Genomic DNA, 18485 nt, shown 5'->3' with positions numbered 1-18485 from the left:
GGCCGGCCTCAGTTCGTCAGCGCGAGTTCGCTGCTGATGGTCTCCCAGAGCGCGTTGAACCACAGGTGGGACTGCTCCACGAACGTGGTGTCCCGCAGCCCGGCGGTCTGTTCGAAGCGGAACAGCATGGACTGCGAGCCCAGGGTGTCGTACAGCTCCAGGCTCTCGTTGTCGATCTCCTCTTCACGCCGAGTGAGTGTGTAGTACGCGAAGAGCGCTTCGGAGCCGTTGAGCAGATACAGCTTCACAGGCGGAGTGAACGGCAGGGCGCGGAAGGAGACGCGCACGTCGATGCCGTGCGTGGACCGAAGGGCCAGAAGGTTGTGCCGCAGCACTTGCCCCTGGGCATTGCGCTGGGCCAGCCATCGGCGCTGCACCCGCCCGTCCGTCGAGGCGGACACCGGCGCCGGGAAGGCGAGGTCGATGTCCCGGCTCGGCAGCAGGATGCGCACATCGATCTTGTCCGGCTTCAGCCGGCCCGCGTGGATCTGCCGCAAGGGCTCGCCTATCGCGAGGTTGAGGGAGACCGCGGTCAGGCACAGGGCATCGATCTCGACATGCGGGGCCGCGAACGCTGCCGCCGTGCGCGGGGCCAGAGACACCATCGTGGGCTGCGGCGGGGTTCCGGGGCCGGCCGGAACCCCGTTGGGGTACGAGTCCGGGGCCACGGTTGCCGGGCTCCCCTTGGACACGTTGCTCAGCAGATGCTCCGCCTGCAGGATCCGCAAAGCCTGGCGCACCGCCCCGCGCTCGACGCCGAACTCATCGGCCAACTTCGCCTGGGTCGGCATGCGCTGGCCAGGCCTGAGCACACCGGACCTGATCCGCCCGCGCAGCTCGTCGGCCACCTCGCGGGGCGACGGTGCTCTTGTCCGCCCGTCGCGGGAGGAATCTTCCCTGTCCACATCGGAAGATTACAACTTCCGACCATCTTCGGGCAGTTGTTCAAAAGATGGTTGCTACGCGCTTCCAACTTGCCGCAACTTGGAGTAAGTTGGTAACCAACTTGCTCAACATGGTTGCACTTTCCGATAGTTGGCACTTTTCGGAAGGACGGGCCCCATGCGCCCCATGCCCATCCTCGCCGTCGCCATGGCAGCGTTCGCCATCGGCTTCGAGCAGCTCATCCAGTGGCGGTACGGCCCTATGGGCATCATCGCCATCGTCATCCTGTCCATCGGCCTCAAGGCCAGGAGCGCTGCGATCAGCAGCATCGGCGCGGTCATCCTCGCGATGCTGCTCACCCAGCCCGGCTGACCCCGTTCCGGCTGGCCGGGCTCCCTTCCGGAGGGGAGCCGGGAGCCCGGCCAGTCTGCACAGTCACAACTGAACACCGACAACTGAAGAGCTTCACCGGTACAGCCACAACTGAAGAGCACGGCTACGGATGAACAGTCCAACCGTTGTCGACGAAGGGGGCCTCAGAACATGTCCGGGCACCAAGGCCGCCTGGACGTACGCAGCAGGGCGTCGGCCGATCGGGCGGCGCCCGCTCGTTCTTCCTGAACCCGCCCGAGCGACGCGAGTCGCACCGCCGACTCGTCCCCGAGCCAGAGTGCCGCCAACTCCCCTACATCCAGAGTGAGTTGTGCACTCTGGCTCGTCGGCGTACACGTCCCTCCCGTCGGCGAGGCTTCCACCAGATACCGCCCGCCCACGAGCCCCGCTCGGTCCGTCACCTCCAGCACCAACGTGCCGTCGCCCGCATACGTCCGCGCCTCCAGGGCCCGTACGACATCCAGGATGCGCACCCACATCCAGTCCGCCTGCCAGGTGATCCTGGCCGCCCGCGGATCCGGCAGAAAGAAGGGGAGCAGGTCGTCGGGGGCACGCCAACCGCTCTTGACCCGCGTCACCCAGTCGATTGAGCAGAGGTAGCGCCACAACGCCCGCTCCGCGGCCGGGCTCGTTCCGATCAGCCACCTCACGGACGCCGTGTTGTGTGGCTGCTTGTCGTGCCAGTTGTCGTCCACGGTGTACGCGGCCAGGGCCTCGACCTCGCCGGCCGACGAGCGGTACACGGCGTAGAAGGGCTCGGTCCATGTGTCGTCGTACCGTACGACACCGGTGTTGACCCGCCACCACAGCTCATCGCGGCTCACCGCACCCGGCTGGACCGCACGCAGACGCGCGTGCAACTCCGGGCCGAACTTGCGCACGTCCGCGCCGTCCACCAGGTCGATGCGGCCGCCCGCCTCGTCCTGGCCCGAACGGCGCGGGTCGAGACCGGTGCGCAGAACGTCGATCGTCCACTCGGTCGTCCAGGTCGCGGGGCCGAAGCCGTACCGGCCGTAGATCGGATACTCGGCGGCGATCAGAGTGGCCACGACGTCTCCACGGTCCTTGGCCGCGGTGAGATCCCGGGTCATCATGCGGGTCAGGAGGCCGCGGCGGCGGTGTGTGGCGGTGACCGTGACACCGGTGATGGCATCCGCGGGGACCTCCACGCCGCCGACTGCCGTGAGGCGCTGGTCGAAGGACTTGAAGGTGGCCACACAGCGATCCCCGTCGAAGGCACCCAGATAGCGGCCGGGTTGGAACTGGGCACGGCGGTGGCTGATCTCGAGCTCGGTGGCGACGGGCCGGCGCAGAAAGCCGGTGTTGACGGCACGCAGCCAGTCCGGGAACTCGTCTTCGGTGATCGGGCGGACGTCGATATCGGTGTGCAGGTGGGTCATGGGGTCACGCTAGGAGAGCAGCGCGGACCGGTTCCAGGGAATTGACCACGATCTCCGCTCCCGCCTGCCGCAGCAACTCCGCACGATCCTCCCTGTTCGCGTACCCGAGGGAAGGAACCCTCGCCTTCTGCGCGGCGAGGAGGTGCCAGCGGCTGCCGCCGATCACCAGCGCGTCGGAGGGGGCGGCGCCCAACGCGTTGAGGACCCGGCTGACAACGTGTGGGTCGACCAGGCGGAAGTCGTGGGGACGGCCGTAAATGTGCGGGGCGAAACAGCCGAGCAGGCCTCGGCCCTCCAGGTAGGCGCGCATCACCTTCGCGGAGTTGTTGGACGTGATGGCCATCCGAGCACCGATCGCGACCCAGGTGCGGATCAACGGGTCCGAGTGGGCAATGGGCATCGCCGTGCACACGGCTCGGAACTCCTCCTCGGTGAGACGTTCTTCCAGCTCCGCGACCAGGTCACTGCTGGGGGCCCTGTGGGCGCCCAGAGCGTCCAGAGCGTCCAAGACGAGATCCGGCCGGAGCATCCCCCGGTCATCGGTGGCAAGGCCGGGCAAGCCCTGCGCCTCCAGCCATGTCCCCAGTCGCACGGCCGCCTGTTCCGCCGACCGTCCGGCGAACAACCGGCACACCGTCCCGTCGAAACCCCAGAGCACCACCCGCGCGCGACCGACCAGGTCCCGCAGCTGTTCCCTCTCGGACCGCGTCGCGTCAGAAGTCACCAGGAGAGTGTCAGCCCTCCCGTGAGGCTTGCCCAGGGGTCGGACTCAGGTCAGTAGATCGTCCACCTGTGCCTCGCCCTCCCGGTACCGGCGCGCGATCTCCCCACTGCACTCGTCCGTCGTCCGCTGCAACCGTTGCCGGCGCCGGGAGACCTGCTGCTCGTACCGTACGAGCCGCCCCATCGCGGTGTTCAGCTCCACGTCGGTGCGCGCGTCCAGGTCGGACAGCTCGACCTCGGCGAGCATCTCGGCGGCCAGCAGCCGATACTCCTCGCTGTAGGGCGTGCCCAGGGTGACATGGCGGGCGGAGGAGCGGTGACGGGCCGGGGCGTCGGTGAGGATCTCCGGGAGACGATCGACGACGGAGGCGGCGCCCGCCGGTGACCGCCTGGCCAGTTCGGCGCGCAGGATGTCGATACGGCCCTGCAGGAGCCGTCGGACATAGCTGAGGTCGGCCTCGTCGCGCTGGGCCTCCCGGCGCAGTGTGCGCAGCTCGGGCAGGCTCAAGGCGGTCAGGTCGTACGCAGGGGGGTCCGGGTGCAGCAGCGGACTGTCCGTGCGCTGAACGGGCGGCCGGTGACCGTCCGGATCGCCCGGGCAGGTCAACGGGACAGGCCTCGGAGGCTGCCCGGTACTCGGTGTGCTCATGCGCCTCTACCGTCCCCTCGACCGGCTGGTGGAAGCATCGTGCCATCTCGAGTGGCCGCTATGTGACCGAGTGCCCCCGATCGGCCCAGGATGGGGGGTTAAGGATCAAATAGAAAGACCGCGCAGAGCAGGCAGAACCTCACCGGCGGGGTGAACGGCATGATGGTCGTATGCGTGCAGTGGTACAGAGAGTGGACGGCGCGAGCGTCGTCGTAGCGGGTGAGACGGTCGGCTCGATCGAGGGCGAGGGCCTGTGCGTCCTCGTCGGCGTGACGCACGAGGACACCAAGGAGAAGGCGGCTCAACTGGCCCGCAAACTCTGGTCCATCCGCATGCTGCAGGACGAGAGGTCATGCAGCGACATCGACGCCCCGCTCCTGGTCATCAGCCAGTTCACCCTCTACGGAGACGCCCGCAAGGGGCGGCGCCCCACCTGGAACGCGGCTGCCCCGGGCGACGTCGCCGAGCCCCTTGTCGACGAGGTGGTCGCCCAGCTGCGGGCGCTCGGAGCGACAGTGGAGACGGGCCGGTTCGGCGCGCAGATGCGGGTGTCACTGACCAACGACGGGCCGTTCACCGTCCTGCTCGAGCTGTAGGGCAATCTCGGAGAGTTGCCGGGAAGGTGGTTATAAGCCGCCTCCAAGTGGAGATAAGTACTGTGAAGTTGGTTGCCAACTTGAGCAACATGGTCGAACGCTTCTCCCTGTCAGCCCAGGTGAGCCGCGCAAACAGGCCAAGGCGACCAACTCGCGGGGCTCGTGGCAGCGGGCCCGGCGACTTGAGCGGCCCCAGCCGGATCACCAACCGGCCGGGGCCCCAGTCGTGCTTTCTCTACGACTTGCGCGGGAGCGTCGCCTCCCGCATCCGTACTGGTCCAAATTCCGTACATCCCCTGCGTGTTGGACCAGTACGCCACCGGGCATCTCTCGGAACACGGAAGCCGCGGCTGCTACCGCGTCCTCCGTGGCTCGTCTCTCACCTGGGCTGACGATCGATGAGATGAAGGGAGAAGCGGCATGGAACATCACCCGCCCTCAGAACAGACACCCGGTGAATCGTCCACGCCGCCGGAGCCGCGACCGCGGACCGGCGGTTTCGCTGTCACACGGCTTCCGGTGCCGAACGCCATCGCCGCAGTGATCATCGCTGTCGCGGCGGTGCTCGGGGGCATCACCGTGCTGTTGGTCATGCCTGACCTGCTGCAGGGACTCGGCGGTGCCGTGACGATCACCGGTCCGGGCTTCGCGCTGGCGGCGAAGGTCGCCGTGCCACGCTGACCCGCGGACCGCCTATGGTTCTACGACGACCTCCTGGGCCGCCGCGGTCGAGTCGGCCAGCAGCCTCGCGTCCAGGGGGACGTTCCGCTTCACCAGCGCCAACGCCACCGGCCCCAGCTCATGGTGCCGTACCGACGTCGTGATGAAACCGATCTTGCGGCCGTCGGGGCCGTCGGCGGCGAGGCGGAGGTCCGTGCCGGCGGGCGGGAGGTGGACCTCGCTGCCGTCCAGGTGGAGGAAGACCAGGCGGCGCGGGGGCTTGCCCAGGTTCTGGACGCGGGCCACCGTCTCCTGGCCGCGGTAGCAGCCCTTCTGAAGGTGGACCGCGGTGCCGATCCAGCCCAGCTCGTGCGGGATGGTGCGGTGGTCGGTCTCGAAGCCGAGGCGGGGGCGGTGCTGCTCGACGCGGAGGGCCTCGTAGGCAAGGAGTCCGGCGGCCGGGCCCGTCCTCGCCGCGTAGGACTCCAGGTCCTCGCGGGGGAGGAACAGGTCGCGGCCGTACGCCGTCTCGCGGACCACGACGCCCTCGGGCACCTCGGCGATGGAGCCCGCCGGGAGGTGGACCACCGCGATGTCGGCGGTGCGGTCGGCGACCTCGACGCGGTAGAAGAACTTCATGGACTCCAGGTAGGCGATCAGCGCCTCCTGGGTGCCCGGTTCCACGTGGATCCAGACCGTCGCACCGTCGTCCACCAGATACAGCGCGTGCTCGATGTGGCCGTTGGCGGACAGCACCAGCGCTTCGGTGGCCTCGCCGACGGGCAGCTCGGCGACATGCTGCGTGAGCAGCAGATGCAGCCAACTGAGCCGGTCGTCGCCGGTGACGGCGATGACCCCGCGGTGCGAGAGGTCGACGAATCCGGTGCCCTCGGCGAGGGCGCGCTGCTCGCGGAACAGGTCGCCGTAGTGGGCGGCGACGTCTTCGTCCACGCCTTCGCCGGGGACGGCGCCGGGCAGGGACAGCAGAGGGCTCTTCATACGCCTAAGCCTACGACTCGGTAGTTGAAGCCTTCAGGGAACAGTCCTTGCAGCGGCCGAAGATCGCGAAGTGCTTCATGTCCGTCTCGAAACCGAAGGTCGAGCGCAGCTTCGCGGTGAACTCCGCCGCCACCTGGATGTCGGCCTCGATGACGTTCTGGCAGTCGCGGCAGACCAGGTGGATGTGGTGGTGACGGTCGGCGAGATGGTACGTCGGCGCGCCGTGCCCGAGATGGGCATGGCTGACCAGACCCAGCTCCTCCAGGAGCTCCAGCGTCCGGTAGACGGTGGAGATGTTGACCCCCGACGCGGTCTTCTTCACTTCCGTGAGGATGTCGTCGGGGGTCGCGTGCTCAAGGGTGTCCACGGCTTCGAGCACGAGTTGCCGCTGCGGCGTCAGCCGGTAGCCGCGCTGCCTGAGGTCGCTCTTCCAGTCGGTGCTCACCACACCGACGAGTGTATGACTACTTGAGCGAAGGCCTACTTGAAGAAGGCGATGCCGTCGTCAGGCATGTCATCGGGGAGGGCCTTGGCCCAGCGCTCGACGTCCTCCGGGGTGACGACCTTCTTCAGGTGCGCGGACATGTAGGGGCGCAGCTCGACCTCGGGGGTCTGCTTCTCGCCGACCCACATCAGGTCGCTGTTGACATAGCCGTAGAGGCGCTTGCCGCCGCTGTACGGGCCGGAGGCGGCCGTACGGGCGACCGCGTCCGTGACGATGTCGATCTGCGGCTTCTGCTTGGCCAGCTCGCCGTACCAGATCTCGACGACGCCGTCGTCGCGGACCATCGTCACCTCGACCTTGCGGTCGGCGTCGACGCGCCAGAAGCCGTGCTCGGACTCCAGCGGACGGACCTTGTTCCCGTCGTTGTCCAGGACCCAGGTGTGGGACTGGTACTCCAGGAAGTCACGGCCGTCGTGGGAGAAGGTGACCTCCTGCCCGAAGTTGCACTTCTCGGAGCCGGGGAAGTCGTGCACACCCGCGCCCGCCCAGTTGCCGAGCAGGAAGACGAGGGGGACGAGGTCCTTGTGGAGGTCGGACGGGATCTCGATCATGAGCTTCTACAGTTCCTAGCGTCGGGTCAGCGCTGGCCCTGGTACAGCTTCTTCACCGTCAGCCCGGCGAAGGCGAGGACGCCGACGCAGACCAGGACGAGCAGGGCTTCGAAGAATGCCTCAAGCACGGGGTGCTCCTTGCTGAGCGGTAACGGGCGGTACTAGAGCCGGGCCCCAGCTTAGTCGGCCGGGGCCCGCCCTTCTCTGCGAGGTACACCTCAACGGCGTCAGCCCAGCAGCTGGCTCTGCAGCACCACCGTCTGCTGGAACGGTACGGCCGCAGCCGCGCCCTTCCTGGACTGCACGACCAGGCCGAGGACGTCGCCGGAGACCAGATACGCCTCCCGCACCTGCTCCGCCCCGTACGGCTTGGCCTCGCCGTACGCGTAGTGCCGTACGTTCTCCACCTCGGCCTTCTCCGGGAACGCCTCGTCGATGTGCACCTCGGAGGCGCCCTTCAGGGCGAACTGGGGGGCGTCGTAGCCGGTGAAGTTGTTCTCCTGGAGGGAGTCGACGACCCTCGCGGTGTCGAACTGCAGCAGGTAGATCCGGGTGTGCGTGCCGTCGGCCGTGGTCCAGCCCCGGGCTGCGACGTGCCGCAGCCCCTGGTCGGTCAGGAGCTGGCCGATGGCGTCCTGGTCGTCCTTGTCCTCGTAGACCGCGAGGAAGTCCTTCCGCGCCAGCCAGCCGTCCTCGCCGTCGAGCGCCTTGTCGGCCTTGGCGCCCTTGGGCGCGGGCAGGAGCAGTGCGCGCAGGTCGGCGTAGTGGGAGTTGGACGAGTTCGCCTTGTCGAAGGGACGCGGGCTGCCGGAGGGCAGGGGCGGCTGCACGATCGGCGGATACTCCCAGCGTCCGTCCGTCTCGGTCGCGAGTCCCGGTACGTCCGTCCGCTCCATCCGCGTGATCCCGTACGCCGTCCCGGCCCCGGCCGCGGCGAAGACCACGACGGCGGCGGTCCACCGCAGGACGGCCCGCAGGACCCGGCGGTCCTTCTTGACGGCCGGGGCGGGCTGGACGGTCGGGACGGGCGGGGCGGCCGGGGCGGGCGGGACGGTCGGGGCAACCGGCGCCCCCTCGGTGGTCTCCGCGCCCGCCTCCGCGGCCTCGGTGACCTCGGTGATCTCCCCGATCGGCTGCTGCTGTTCGGTGCTCATACGGCCTTCCCCGGGTCGTCGATGCGGTCGAGCTGGGCGGCGACGAAGGTGGCGATCCCACCCTTGTCCAGGGGGGCGACCCCGGACGCGTTGACGGCGACCAGGACGTCTCCCACGTAGGCGGAGCAGAACATCCAGTCGATCTTCTCGTCCTTGTCCTTGGGCGACAGGAAGCACTTGGCGTTCTTGTGGCCGTCGATCTTCGGGCCCTTGCGCATGATGCCGAGGGCCTCGAAGAACTCGATCTCGGACGTCGAGCCGTTCCGTACGGCGGCCTGGCTCTCCATCTGCGTCAGCGTGACGCTGACCGAGGACACCTTGTCGTCGTAGACCGCGTAGCCGTTGGCGTTGAGGTAGCTGCGCATCACGACGCCCTTGATGCGCTGCCGGTCGATCTGCTTCTCCAGCTTCCGCCGGTCGGCGGGCGGGAGGCCCTTGAGCGACTCCTTGCGCAGGGCGGTGGCCTGCCGGCCGCTGAGCTCGGCGTCGGCGCCGAACTCGTCGATGTCGGGGCCCTGGGCGAACCCGTTCTCCTCGTACGGCATCAGCATCCCGCGCAGCCCCTTCGCCTCCGCGGTGCCCTGGTCCGCGGCGACCTTCGGGAACTTCCAGCTCGGCTTCCCGGGGTCCCGGTCGGCGTCCTGGACGGTCACGACGGTGTAGCCGGTGCCTCCGACGACGGCGCCGAGGAGGAGGACGGAGCCGGTGAGGGTGGCGACGCGACGAAGGGGGAAACGCTTCTTCACGACGGGCGCGGGACTTTCGAGAACCTCGGGATTCTCGGCGGTCTCGGGGTTCTCGGGGTTCTCGGCGGTCTCGGAGTTCTCGCTCACAGCCGCTCCATCTGCCGCTTGGCCAGGTCCATGATCTTCTTCTTGGGAATGGGCTTGGTGTCGTAGACCCAGACCGTCATGGCGATGTCGCCGCGCGTGGCCATCGCCTCGGCGGAGTACAGCGGCAGATAGCCGGGCTTGGTGTCGGGGCTGTTGTGGACGTACGCCCACCCGTCCCCGGTCCCCGGGATCTCCCAGCTGTCGGTGTTGTCCTCGTCACCGGCGAAGCCCTGCTGGTCGGACGTGTAGTCGGCGGCCGTCAGGCCCCGCTCCTGGCGGAACTGCGTGAGCAGGATCTCGACGCTGTACGTACGGCCCACCAGCCAGTCGGTGACGGCGGCCCGGCGGAACTCGTCGGTCGCGAGGTTGCCGAAGGCGTTCTGCGGCTTCTCGTAGAGGTCCGCGTACTCGGCGATGTCCATCCAGCCGTCGACGCCCGCCACGAAGTCGGGCTCCCGGGCTCCCTTGGGCTTCTTGAGCAGCAGCTTGCGCAGATCGCCGTTCACCTTGACGTGCCGGTCCTGGGCGGCGGACAGCGGCTCGACCTCGCCCTTGGCCTGCTTGACGACCGGCTGCGACAGTGGCGGCAGCGCGGTGGGCTCGCGGTTCGCCTGTACGACGAACCCGGTGCAGGTGCCGGCGACGACACCGAGCACGGCGGCCGCGGCGATGATCAGCGTGGTCCGGCCACGCCGCCGCGGCCGGGCAGCCTCTGCCGCCTCGAGCGGCTCCGGCACTTCCGGCACCTCGTCAGGTACCGGGATTTCCTGAACTTCAGGTACTTCCAAGACGTCCCCCCACAGAACGTGAAGTGCACATTCCATATGTGCGCACAGGAGACTCACGGCCCGCGACCTGGGTTGTAGCCGCGTTGATTACGATTCAGCCATGGCGAAGAAGCTCGTGATCAAGGTGACGGCGGGGGCCGATGCCCCCGAACGCTGCTCGCAGGCGTTCACGGTGGCGGCGGTGGCCGTGGCCAGTGGGGTCGAGGTCTCCCTGTGGCTGACCGGCGAGTCCGCGTGGTTCGCGCTGCCGGGCCGGGCCGCCGAGTTCGAGCTGCCGCACGCCGCCCCCCTCCCCGACCTGATCGAGTCGATCCTGGCCGGCGGCACGCTGACCCTGTGCACCCAGTGCGCGGCCCGCCGGGACATCACGGAGAAGGACGTCATCGAGGGCGTACGGATCGCGGGCGCGCAGGTGTTCGTACAGGAAGCGCTCGCGGACGAGACCCAGGCGCTCGTCTACTAGGGCCTGTCCGGCGTCCACAGACAGAACGGATGCCCCGCCGGGTCGAAGAGCACCCGTACGTCGTCCTGGGGCTGGTACTCGGCGAGCCGGGCCCCCTCGGCCACCGCCCGCGCGGTCTCGGCCGCCAGGTCGTCGACCTCGATGTCGAGGTGCAGCATCATCTGCTGCTCGCCGGGCTCGCGGTCGGGCCAGCGGGGCGGCCCGTACGCGGGCTCGGTCTGGAAGGCGAGCCCCACGCCTCCGCCGGGCGGGCCGACGAGCACCCAGTCGGCCTCGTCCTCGCGGACCACGAATCCGAGCAGGCGCTGATAGAAGTCGGCGAGCTGATGGGCGTCCGGTGCGTCGAGTACGACGGTCGACAACCTCATGGGCGACATGAGCCCCTTCCTACTGCCGCCGCTTCTTCCCGTCCAGCTCGTCCCACCACTCGTCGGACTTGGGATCGCCGGAGGGGTCGTCCCACCACCGGTCGTCGGGCCCGCGCCGGTTGGCGACCATGGCGGCGACCGGCGGGATCACCATGGCGACCACACACATCCCCACGGCGACCGGGATCGACCAGAGACGTACGACACCCCAGGCCAGGACGAAGAGCCCGATACAGGTGCCCATCATGGCGAAGTAGACATGACGTCGGCGCGCCAGCATGTGTCCAGGGTAGGCCGGGACATGGCGAAGGGCCGTACCCGCAGAGGTACGGCCCTTCGTGCGACACAGGTCCGTCAGACGGCGATCGCGACCTCGGCGAGGCCGCCCTGCTGGGCGACGACGGTACGGTCGGCGGTCGCGCCCGGCACCAGCGCGCGGACGGTCCAGGTGCCCTCGGCCGCGTAGAAGCGGAACTGGCCCGTCGCGGAGGTGGGGACCTCGGCGGTGAACTCGCCCGTCGAGTCCAGGAGGCGGACGTAGCCCACCACAGGCTCGCCGTCACGCGTCACCTGGCCCTGGATCGTGGTCTCACCAGGCTTGATCGTCGAGGCGTCGGGGCCGCCGGCCTTCGCTCCACACATGTCTTTCTCCAGATTCAGAAGGTCTGACCGGAAGGAAGGCCGGTCGGGGTGGGACGGGGTCTGCTTACTTGTTGGCGCCGAGCTCGATCGGGACGCCGACGAGACTGCCGTACTCGGTCCAGGAGCCGTCGTAGTTCTTGACGTTCTCGACACCGAGCAGCTCGTGCAGCACGAACCAGGTGAGCGCGGAGCGCTCACCGATGCGGCAGTAGGCGATGGTGTCCTTGGCGAGGTCGACCTGCTCCTCGGCGTAGAGCTCCTTGAGCTCGTCGTCCGACTTGAAGGTGCCGTCGTCGTTGGCGTTCTTCGACCACGGGATGTTGCGCGCGGACGGGACGTGGCCCGGACGCTGCGACTGCTCCTGCGGCAGGTGGGCCGGGGCGAGCAGCTTGCCGGAGAACTCGTCGGGGGAGCGGACGTCGACCAGGTTCTGCGAGCCGATCGCGGCGACGACGTCGTCACGGAAGGCGCGGATGGCCGTGTTCTGGGCCTTGGCCTTGTACTCGGTCGTCGGGCGCGAGGGCACGTCCTCGACGAGCTCGCGGGCGTCGAGCTCCCACTTCTTGCGGCCGCCGTCGAGGAGCTTGACGCTGTCGTGGCCGTAGAGCTTGAAGTACCAGTAGGCGTACGAGGCGAACCAGTTGTTGTTGCCGCCGTAGAGGATCACCAGGGTGTCGTTGCCGATGCCCTTGGCGGACAGGAGCTTCTCGAAGCCCTCCTGGTCGACGAAGTCACGGCGGACCGGGTCCTGAAGGTCCTTGGTCCAGTCGATGCGGATGGCGTTACGGATGTGGTTCTTCTCGTAGGCGGACGTGTCCTCGTCCACCTCCACGATCGCGATGTTCGGGTTGTCGAGGTTGGCCTCGACCCAGTCGGCGTCGACCAGGACGTCGCTGCGGCTCATGCTCTTTCTCCTCCGGGGCAGTTACGGCGGGGCATACGGCTGTGAGGGTGCGCGGGCCGACGGGGCCTCGGCGCACGGATGCCCTGGGTTCAGGGCGGGGGGATACGGACGGCGCTCGGCGCTTCCGCTCAGAAAGTGCGACAGAGCATGGCGGCAACGCGGCACAGGTCCACTGCCCGCCGCTTTGTGAGATCCGCCTGTCGCTTCATGCCGTCGATCGTAGGGACGGACTACCAGCCATGTCACCGGCGTGTCGTATTTTGAGACGCGATCGTCCGCGATGTGGGAATGGATCAGCGCCCGGGCCGTGTTCGCACGGGTTCCGGACGCCGGTGGCCGTCATCACACCCACGAACGCGGACGGCCCGTCTCGCTCCTCGGACAGTCACCGTCCGCCGAACGCGGTCCTACCCGGCCAACTCGACGTTCGAACCCTTCACCGTGACCTCCACACCGTCCGGCGCGGCCTCGACCTTGTCGAGCTGGATGCCACCGGGCAGATCGTCGATCTTCTGCTCGAAGTCGGTGATCGACCGCACCTTGCCCTCGGCGACCTCGACGACCAGGTTCGGCAGGTTGTCGGCGTGCACCTTCACGGTGTCGCCGGCCACGGTGACCGTGCTGAGCACGGGGTAGGTGGTCGACTTGCCCAGCGCCGTGACCTTGACGTTCACCTTGATCTTGCCGTTGCCCCCGTCGGAGAGCCCGACCACCTCGGCGGTCACCCCGGTGAAGATCTCCGTCGGCTCGGACTGGGCGGCCTTCAGCAGCTCGTCGTAGGAGATGGACGCCGTACCGCTCGCCGTGGCGGCCGTGGCGGAGCTGTAGTCCCCGGAGAACGAGACGCCCTTGAAGTTCGCCGTGATGTCGTCGATGCGAATCTTCTCGCCCGCCGTCCCGGCAGCCGCCTCGTAGTCCTTGATCCCCACCTCGGCGTCGTCCAGCTCACCGGAGACGACCTGGGTCAGAAACGGGAAGCCCTTGATGGAGACATCGGGCGTACTGGCGAGGTTCTCGCTGTTCCGCAGCTTGTCCGCCACCTCACCCTCGGCGAAGTGCACGGCGACCCGGTCGGCGATGACGAAGAGCCCGCCCAGCACGACAACAACAATCAGCAGTATTCGCAGTGCGCGCATTCTTTGGTGTTCCCCCACTGAGGCGGTCTACGTCCCAGCCACCGTAGCGCCGCAGACAACGCACACCGCGAAACTGTTGATCACCTGTAACAGCCGGACCCGGCACCGGCACCCGCGTACGGCGGTGAGGGGACGTGTCGGGGGGGTGTCCGCCCGCAGCGGTTGGCGCGTCAACACGGGCGCCCTTTATAGGTGACCGATTCCGCGCCGTTCCGAGGACGGACACCCCCGGCGCGGCCCCGCCCCCCAACGCACCGCATGCGAACTACCCGAGCGCCCGCCCCAGCACATAGACAGCCGGAGCAGCAGCGGCCAGCGGCAGCGCCACCCCCGCGGTGAAGTGGACGAACCGCGACGGGTAGTCGTAACTGGCCACCCGGTGCCCGATCAGCGCACACGCACCCGCACCGACCCCGAGCAACGCACCCTCCGACCCCACCCCGGTCATTCCGCCGACGGCGATACCCGCCCCCGCCGCAGCCAGCAGCGAGACGACCACCGACGCGGCCGTGGGCAGCGGCAGCGCCCGCGCCAGCACCGCCACCGCGACCGACGCCGCGCCCACCGACACCGCGTCCGCCGACGCGGCGAGGTACCCGCCCGCGACGATCGCCAGTGCCGACGAGGCGACGGTCGCCATCAGGCCGTACATCCGGGTATCGGGGTCCGCGTGCGACCGCAGCTGGAGCACCAGGCACAGCAGCACCCACACCCCCAGCGTGCCGAGGATCGCCGCGGGCGACCGGTCGGCGGCCAGCAGCGCCACGTCCGCGACGACCGCCCCGAGGAAGGCCAGCGCGATGCCCTGCCGGGCGGGCCACATGCCGTTCAGCCGGAACCAGCCGGCGGCCGTCACGGCCTGGAGAAGAACAAGGGGTACGAGCAGCGCGTACGACCCGACGGCCGCCGCACCCGCGAGCAGCAGCCCCAGCACCGCCGTGAGGGCGGCGGGCTGCATCCCGGGCTCGATGATCGGCGACCGTCCTTCGAGGCGGGCGCGCTGGGCGTCGGTGACACGGGAGTTGCCGCCGAGGGTGGCGGGCCCGTAGTCACCGGAAGAAGCCGCGGCAGGAGCCGGAGCCGGAGCCGAGACCGGTTCCTGATACACGGGCTCCTCGTACGCAGGCTCCTGATACGCGGCCGGCTCGTACCCCTGCGGCGGCAGATACGCCGTGTCCGCCGGAGCAGGCGCGGCGGGCGCGTGCATCTGCGTCTCCCAGGTCTGCCCCTGCCACTGCTGGGTGTACTGCTGGGCGGCGTGCGGATCCTCGTACGCCTGCTGCCAGTAAGGGTCGTACCCCTGCTGACCCTGTTGACCCTGCTGACCCTCATACGGCTGGTTCGTCATCGCTCACCCTCCTGCGAACGGCGGGAGCACCTCGACCGTGCCGCCGTCGGCCAGCCGTACCGTCTCATGTGCGCGGGTGCCCACGGGGTCACCGTCGATGAGGAACGAGCATCGCTGCAGCACGCGCGTGAGTTCACCGGGGTGTCGCTCGCGCACCGCGTCGAGCGCCTCGGCGAGGGTGACGGCGTCGTACGCCTCCTCGGCGACCCCGGCCGCGGCCTTCGCGGCGGCCCAGTAGCGCACCGTGACCTTTGGCATCTGCTTCCGCTGCTTCCTCACTCGACCGTGTTGAACACCGTCAGGCTAAGGCCTGTCCGGCGGATCAGGTCGCGGGGAAGCCGCGGCGCCCGATGTGATGCAGGTGAGCGGGGTCTGGTGCGTGCAGCTGCAAGGCGGAGGAGGGAGTCGACGCGGAGCGTCGGCGAGCGACGACAACGCGGCAGATGGGCGTGCCAGACCCCGCGTCCGCGGCATGATCCGCCGGACAGGCCTTAGCTCTCCTGTGAGACGGCCCAGTCCCCGATGCGTCGCAGGAGGTCGTCCGGGGCCGCGTTCTCGGCGTGGCCCATGCCGTGCTCCACCCAGAGTTCGGCGTGGCCGGGGGCGGCGTCGGCGAGCATGCGGGGGTGGTCGAGGGGGAAGTAGCCGTCGCGATCGCCGTGGACGATGAGAAGAGGGGTGGGGGCGATCCTCGGGACGGCCGCCACGGGGGACAGCGGGACCGGGTCCCACTCCCGGTGGTGGATGCGGGTACGGAATCCGTACCTCCCCACCAGCCGCCCGGCGGGCCGCGTTACCAGCCAGTGGAGCTTCCGCATAGGCGCCGTACCCCGGTAGTACCACCGGGCGGGAGCACTTACCGACACCACCGCGTCGGTGTGCGCACCCGTGCGCCCCTCGTGCTCATCTCGGTACAGCGCCGCATGCCGCAGCACCACGGAACCGCCCATCGAGAACCCCACGGTCACCACGCGCGCGTGCCCGAGGGAGCGCGCCCACTCCACCGCGGCGGCCAGATCGAGCACCTCGCGGTCGCCGACCGTGGAGGCCCCGCCGGAGGCCCCGTGGCCGCGGAAGGAGAACGTGACCACGGCCCCGTACTGCGTGAACGCCTTCACCACCCGGCGAACATGAGGACGATCCACATCACCCGTGAAACCGTGCGCGACGACGAACACGAGGCCACGGGAGGGTGACGGGGAGCTGTCGTATACAACGGGCGGCGGATCGTATACGGAATCGATCGTCACGCCGTCGGCGGTGTACAGAAACGTCCGTATAGGTGTGCCTCTGTTCGTCTCAGAGTGCGGAATTGAGGTGGATCCCACCACACGACCTGCCGACTCCATGTGCATGTGGGCTATTCTCCTGAACAGAGGACTCGGGCAATGCAGCCCCCGGGTCCTTTTGTGCTTTCGGATCACCTGTATACGAAAGCTACGACCTCGCCGGGACCGAGGAGGAACCAGCCGTATGAGTTCTCTGCTGCTCCTGACCAACGCACTTCAGCCGTCCACGGAGGTGCTTCCCGCTCTCGGCCTGCTCCTGCACAACGTGCGCGTGGCTCCGGCGGAAGGCCCCGCCCTCGTCGACACCCCCGGTGCCGACGTCATCCTCATCGACGGCCGCCGCGACCTCCCGCAGGTCCGCAGTCTGTGCCAGCTCCTGCGCTCCACCGGCCCTGGCTGTCCACTCATCCTCGTCGTCACCGAGGGCGGCCTCGCCGCCGTCACCGCCGACTGGGGCATCGACGACGTCCTGCTCGACACCGCGGGACCGGCCGAGGTCGAGGCACGACTGCGCCTGGCCATGGGCCGGCAGCAGATCGTCAACGACGACTCCCCCATGGAGATCCGCAACGGCGACCTCTCGGTCGACGAGGCGACCTACTCCGCCAAGCTGAAGGGCCGGGTCCTGGACCTGACCTTCAAGGAGTTCGAGCTCCTCAAATACCTGGCCCAGCACCCGGGCCGCGTCTTCACGCGCGCGCAGCTGCTCCAGGAGGTCTGGGGCTACGACTACTTCGGTGGCACCCGGACCGTGGACGTGCACGTACGACGGCTGCGCGCCAAGCTCGGGCCCGAGCACGAGTCGCTGATCGGAACCGTCCGGAACGTCGGTTATCGATTCGTTACGCCGGAGAAGGGCGAGCGCGCGACCGACGACGCCAAGGCCAGGAGCGACCGGCCAAAGGCGGAGGATGCGGACGAGACGGCCGCTCTGGACGCCGCCGAGGTCAACGCCGACGTCTGACCGGGCCCGGCATGCTCAGGGGTCGCTCAGGCGGAGCACAGGGAAGACGGCGTACGCCCTGCCCAGAGCGGGTCCATCCGCGTAGACTCCGCGCGTGGCCAAGGTGACTCGAGATGACGTGGCGCGACTGGCAGGGACGTCGACTGCCGTCGTCAGTTACGTCATCAACAACGGACCCCGGCCGGTCGCCCCGGCCACGCGCGAGCGTGTTCTCGCCGCGATCAAGGAGCTGGGGTACCGGCCCGACCGGGTCGCCCAGGCGATGGCGTCCCGCCGGACGGACCTCATAGGCCTGATCATCCCGGACGCCCGTCAGCCCTTCTTCGGCGAGATGGCGCACGCGGTCGAACAGGCCGCGGCCGAGCGCGGAAAGATGGTCCTGGTCGGCAACACCGACTACGTCGCCGAGCGCGAGACCCACTATCTGCGGGCCTTCCTCGGGATGCGGGTCTCCGGCCTGATCCTCGTCAGCCACGCCCTGAACGACCTGGCCGCCGCCGAGATCGAGGCCTGGGACGCGCGCGTGGTGCTGCTGCACGAGCGGCCCGAGGCGATCGACGACGTCGCCGTCGTCCTCGACGACCTCACCGGCGCGAAGGCGGCCGTCGAGCATCTGCTGGGCCACGGCCACCCCTACGTCGCCTGTATGGGCGGCACCGCCGACACTCCCTCCGTCGGCGACCCGGTCTCCGACCACGTCGAGGGCTGGCGGCGCGCGATGGAGGACGCCGGTCTCCCCACCGAGGGGCGGCTGTTCGAGGCGCCGTACAACCGCTACGACGCCTACCAGGTGGCGCTGGAGCTGCTGTCGGGGCCGAACCGTCCCCCCGCGATCTTCTGCTCCACCGACGACCAGGCCATCGGTCTGCTGCGGGCGGCGCGCGAGCTGCGCATCGACGTGCCGGGCGAGCTGGCGGTCATCGGCTTCGACGACATCAAGGAAGCCGCGCTCGCGGATCCGCCGATGACAACGATCGCTTCGGACCGCTCCGCGATGGCGCGGGCCGCGGTGGACCTCGTCCTGGACGACGGGCTGCGGGTGGCGGGGTCGCGGCGGGAGCGGTTGAAGGTGTTCCCGTCGAAGCTGGTCGTACGCCGGTCCTGCGGCTGCGAGTGAGACCGCGTCGGGCCCTTCATTAAGCCTCTCTGAGAGGCCGCTCCATGGGGCCAGTTCCGGCTTTATATCGGGCAAACAAGGTTCTGGCGGCGTTCTCAGGGAGCACTCAGGGAGCTCT

25 protein-coding genes are annotated in these 18485 nt (G+C 68.9%); 6 read left to right on the top strand and 19 right to left on the bottom strand.

Annotated elements, in window-relative coordinates; all coding sequences use genetic code 11:
• Positions 1-8: 8 nt before the first annotated feature.
• The gene (locus OG885_RS24760) at positions 9-848 is read right to left on the bottom strand and encodes a winged helix-turn-helix domain-containing protein (RefSeq protein WP_405742857.1); all 840 of its coding nucleotides are present in this window, start codon (positions 846-848) and stop codon (positions 9-11) included.
• Between the two features lie 223 nt (positions 849-1071).
• Here OG885_RS24760 and OG885_RS24755 point away from each other — a divergent pair, with 223 nt between their 5' ends.
• Entirely contained in the window at positions 1072-1257 is a 186-nt protein-coding gene (locus tag OG885_RS24755; protein WP_405742856.1) for a hypothetical protein, read from the top strand.
• Between the two features lie 164 nt (positions 1258-1421).
• Here the strand turns inward: OG885_RS24755 and OG885_RS24750 are convergent, their stop codons facing one another.
• Genes OG885_RS24750 through OG885_RS24740 form a run of 3 tightly spaced genes read right to left on the bottom strand, consistent with a single transcriptional unit; the run spans position 1422 to position 4050 of the window.
• Positions 1422-2678: a GNAT family N-acetyltransferase gene (locus OG885_RS24750; protein WP_405735083.1), complete on the bottom strand. Its 1257-nt coding sequence runs from the start codon at positions 2676-2678 to the stop codon at positions 1422-1424.
• Between the two features lie 4 nt (positions 2679-2682).
• Positions 2683-3402: an HAD family hydrolase gene (locus OG885_RS24745; protein WP_405735080.1), complete on the bottom strand. Its 720-nt coding sequence runs from the start codon at positions 3400-3402 to the stop codon at positions 2683-2685.
• A gap of 45 nt (positions 3403-3447) precedes the next feature.
• Positions 3448-4050, bottom strand: a complete 603-nt coding sequence (locus tag OG885_RS24740) for an aerial mycelium formation protein (RefSeq protein ID WP_405735077.1) — start codon at positions 4048-4050, stop codon at positions 3448-3450.
• Positions 4051-4220: 170 nt separating this feature from the next.
• On the opposite strand from OG885_RS24740, the gene dtd reads away from it, so the two are divergent.
• A complete protein-coding gene (gene dtd, locus OG885_RS24735) occupies positions 4221-4646 on the top strand; it encodes a D-aminoacyl-tRNA deacylase (protein WP_405735074.1) in 426 nt (141 codons plus the stop codon).
• A gap of 519 nt (positions 4647-5165) precedes the next feature.
• Positions 5166-5327 carry a hypothetical protein gene (locus tag OG885_RS24730; RefSeq protein WP_405735071.1) on the top strand — a complete coding sequence of 54 codons (162 nt, stop codon included), beginning with the start codon at positions 5166-5168 and terminating at the stop codon, positions 5325-5327.
• 12 nt (positions 5328-5339) lie between these two features.
• On the opposite strand, the gene OG885_RS24725 is transcribed toward OG885_RS24730, so the two are convergent.
• The 6 genes from OG885_RS24725 to OG885_RS24700 form a co-directional block, all read right to left on the bottom strand.
• On the bottom strand, positions 5340-6305 hold the full coding sequence (locus OG885_RS24725; RefSeq protein ID WP_405735068.1) for a YgfZ/GcvT domain-containing protein: 966 nt from the start codon (positions 6303-6305) through the stop codon (positions 5340-5342).
• A gap of 10 nt (positions 6306-6315) precedes the next feature.
• On the bottom strand, positions 6316-6753 hold the full coding sequence (locus tag OG885_RS24720; RefSeq protein WP_399962653.1) for a Fur family transcriptional regulator: 438 nt from the start codon (positions 6751-6753) through the stop codon (positions 6316-6318).
• A 32-nt stretch (positions 6754-6785) separates the two neighbouring features.
• On the bottom strand, positions 6786-7361 hold the full coding sequence (locus tag OG885_RS24715) for an FABP family protein (RefSeq protein ID WP_329337573.1): 576 nt from the start codon (positions 7359-7361) through the stop codon (positions 6786-6788).
• A 227-nt stretch (positions 7362-7588) separates the two neighbouring features.
• Positions 7589-8515, bottom strand: a complete 927-nt coding sequence (locus OG885_RS24710; RefSeq protein ID WP_405735065.1) for a hypothetical protein — start codon at positions 8513-8515, stop codon at positions 7589-7591.
• Positions 8512-9348: a hypothetical protein gene (locus OG885_RS24705; RefSeq protein WP_405735063.1), complete on the bottom strand. Its 837-nt coding sequence runs from the start codon at positions 9346-9348 to the stop codon at positions 8512-8514. Before OG885_RS24705 ends, OG885_RS24710 begins: the two co-directional genes overlap by 4 nt.
• The gene (locus OG885_RS24700) at positions 9345-10085 is read right to left on the bottom strand and encodes a hypothetical protein (RefSeq protein WP_405735060.1); all 741 of its coding nucleotides are present in this window, start codon (positions 10083-10085) and stop codon (positions 9345-9347) included. Before OG885_RS24700 ends, OG885_RS24705 begins: the two co-directional genes overlap by 4 nt.
• Positions 10086-10236: 151 nt before the next feature.
• On the opposite strand from OG885_RS24700, the gene OG885_RS24695 reads away from it, so the two are divergent.
• Positions 10237-10599 (top strand): DsrE family protein, encoded by a 363-nt coding sequence (locus tag OG885_RS24695; protein WP_399962644.1) that lies wholly within the window; start codon positions 10237-10239, stop codon positions 10597-10599.
• On the opposite strand, the gene OG885_RS24690 is transcribed toward OG885_RS24695, so the two are convergent.
• The 9 genes from OG885_RS24690 to OG885_RS24650 form a co-directional block, all read right to left on the bottom strand.
• Complete coding sequence (locus tag OG885_RS24690) at positions 10596-10976, bottom strand: VOC family protein (RefSeq protein WP_405735057.1); 381 nt, start codon at positions 10974-10976, stop codon at positions 10596-10598. The genes OG885_RS24695 and OG885_RS24690 overlap by 4 nt on opposite strands.
• A gap of 10 nt (positions 10977-10986) precedes the next feature.
• Positions 10987-11247 (bottom strand): DUF3099 domain-containing protein, encoded by a 261-nt coding sequence (locus OG885_RS24685; RefSeq protein ID WP_031051809.1) that lies wholly within the window; start codon positions 11245-11247, stop codon positions 10987-10989.
• A 74-nt stretch (positions 11248-11321) separates the two neighbouring features.
• Positions 11322-11609, bottom strand: a complete 288-nt coding sequence (locus tag OG885_RS24680; protein ID WP_020122955.1) for a DUF1416 domain-containing protein — start codon at positions 11607-11609, stop codon at positions 11322-11324.
• A gap of 64 nt (positions 11610-11673) precedes the next feature.
• The gene (locus tag OG885_RS24675) at positions 11674-12513 is read right to left on the bottom strand and encodes a sulfurtransferase (protein ID WP_405735055.1); all 840 of its coding nucleotides are present in this window, start codon (positions 12511-12513) and stop codon (positions 11674-11676) included.
• Positions 12514-12641: 128 nt separating this feature from the next.
• Positions 12642-12722 carry a putative leader peptide gene (locus OG885_RS24670; RefSeq protein WP_350310325.1) on the bottom strand — a complete coding sequence of 27 codons (81 nt, stop codon included), beginning with the start codon at positions 12720-12722 and terminating at the stop codon, positions 12642-12644.
• 198 nt (positions 12723-12920) lie between these two features.
• On the bottom strand, positions 12921-13649 hold the full coding sequence (locus OG885_RS24665) for a DUF2993 domain-containing protein (RefSeq protein ID WP_399962638.1): 729 nt from the start codon (positions 13647-13649) through the stop codon (positions 12921-12923).
• A gap of 265 nt (positions 13650-13914) precedes the next feature.
• Positions 13915-14997 carry a hypothetical protein gene (locus OG885_RS24660; RefSeq protein ID WP_405735053.1) on the bottom strand — a complete coding sequence of 361 codons (1083 nt, stop codon included), beginning with the start codon at positions 14995-14997 and terminating at the stop codon, positions 13915-13917.
• 3 nt (positions 14998-15000) lie between these two features.
• On the bottom strand, positions 15001-15255 hold the full coding sequence (locus OG885_RS24655; protein WP_399962634.1) for a MoaD/ThiS family protein: 255 nt from the start codon (positions 15253-15255) through the stop codon (positions 15001-15003).
• 233 nt (positions 15256-15488) lie between these two features.
• On the bottom strand, positions 15489-16352 hold the full coding sequence (locus OG885_RS24650) for an alpha/beta hydrolase (RefSeq protein ID WP_405735050.1): 864 nt from the start codon (positions 16350-16352) through the stop codon (positions 15489-15491).
• A 118-nt stretch (positions 16353-16470) separates the two neighbouring features.
• Between OG885_RS24650 and OG885_RS24645 the strand changes: the two genes are divergently transcribed.
• Positions 16471-17250, top strand: coding sequence for a winged-helix domain-containing protein (locus tag OG885_RS24645; RefSeq protein WP_405735048.1), 780 nt, complete (start codon positions 16471-16473; stop codon positions 17248-17250).
• Between the two features lie 94 nt (positions 17251-17344).
• Positions 17345-18367, top strand: a complete 1023-nt coding sequence (locus OG885_RS24640) for a LacI family DNA-binding transcriptional regulator (protein ID WP_399962629.1) — start codon at positions 17345-17347, stop codon at positions 18365-18367.
• Positions 18368-18485: the final 118 nt, after the last annotated feature.

The organism is Streptomyces sp. NBC_00028, assembly GCF_045041065.1.
In the GTDB taxonomy this organism is placed as follows: Bacteria; Actinomycetota; Actinomycetes; order Streptomycetales; family Streptomycetaceae; genus Streptomyces.
Note: the sequence above shows the minus strand (reverse complement) of the source record. Positions and strands in the feature narration are given on the sequence as shown.

What these genes read in the sequence shown, in the direction of transcription:
- OG885_RS24650 (WP_405735050.1), bottom strand. Translation starts at nt 16,352, where the DNA reads ATGCACATGGAGTCGGCAGGTCGTGTGGTGGGATCCACCTCAATTCCG.
- OG885_RS24695 (WP_399962644.1), top strand. Translation starts at nt 10,237, where the DNA reads ATGGCGAAGAAGCTCGTGATCAAGGTGACGGCGGGGGCCGATGCCCCC.
- OG885_RS24740 (WP_405735077.1), bottom strand. Translation starts at nt 4,050, where the DNA reads ATGAGCACACCGAGTACCGGGCAGCCTCCGAGGCCTGTCCCGTTGACC.
- OG885_RS24750 (WP_405735083.1), bottom strand. Translation starts at nt 2,678, where the DNA reads ATGACCCACCTGCACACCGATATCGACGTCCGCCCGATCACCGAAGAC.
- OG885_RS24755 (WP_405742856.1), top strand. Translation starts at nt 1,072, where the DNA reads ATGCCCATCCTCGCCGTCGCCATGGCAGCGTTCGCCATCGGCTTCGAG.
- OG885_RS24675 (WP_405735055.1), bottom strand. Translation starts at nt 12,513, where the DNA reads ATGAGCCGCAGCGACGTCCTGGTCGACGCCGACTGGGTCGAGGCCAAC.
- OG885_RS24725 (WP_405735068.1), bottom strand. Translation starts at nt 6,305, where the DNA reads ATGAAGAGCCCTCTGCTGTCCCTGCCCGGCGCCGTCCCCGGCGAAGGC.
- OG885_RS24710 (WP_405735065.1), bottom strand. Translation starts at nt 8,515, where the DNA reads ATGAGCACCGAACAGCAGCAGCCGATCGGGGAGATCACCGAGGTCACC.
- OG885_RS24715 (WP_329337573.1), bottom strand. Translation starts at nt 7,361, where the DNA reads ATGATCGAGATCCCGTCCGACCTCCACAAGGACCTCGTCCCCCTCGTC.
- OG885_RS24660 (WP_405735053.1), bottom strand. Translation starts at nt 14,997, where the DNA reads ATGACGAACCAGCCGTATGAGGGTCAGCAGGGTCAACAGGGTCAGCAG.
- OG885_RS24670 (WP_350310325.1), bottom strand. Translation starts at nt 12,722, where the DNA reads ATGAAGCGACAGGCGGATCTCACAAAGCGGCGGGCAGTGGACCTGTGC.
- OG885_RS24655 (WP_399962634.1), bottom strand. Translation starts at nt 15,255, where the DNA reads ATGCCAAAGGTCACGGTGCGCTACTGGGCCGCCGCGAAGGCCGCGGCC.
- OG885_RS24685 (WP_031051809.1), bottom strand. Translation starts at nt 11,247, where the DNA reads ATGCTGGCGCGCCGACGTCATGTCTACTTCGCCATGATGGGCACCTGT.
- OG885_RS24680 (WP_020122955.1), bottom strand. Translation starts at nt 11,609, where the DNA reads ATGTGTGGAGCGAAGGCCGGCGGCCCCGACGCCTCGACGATCAAGCCT.
- OG885_RS24690 (WP_405735057.1), bottom strand. Translation starts at nt 10,976, where the DNA reads ATGTCGCCCATGAGGTTGTCGACCGTCGTACTCGACGCACCGGACGCC.
- dtd (WP_405735074.1), top strand. Translation starts at nt 4,221, where the DNA reads ATGCGTGCAGTGGTACAGAGAGTGGACGGCGCGAGCGTCGTCGTAGCG.
- OG885_RS24665 (WP_399962638.1), bottom strand. Translation starts at nt 13,649, where the DNA reads ATGCGCGCACTGCGAATACTGCTGATTGTTGTTGTCGTGCTGGGCGGG.
- OG885_RS24645 (WP_405735048.1), top strand. Translation starts at nt 16,471, where the DNA reads ATGAGTTCTCTGCTGCTCCTGACCAACGCACTTCAGCCGTCCACGGAG.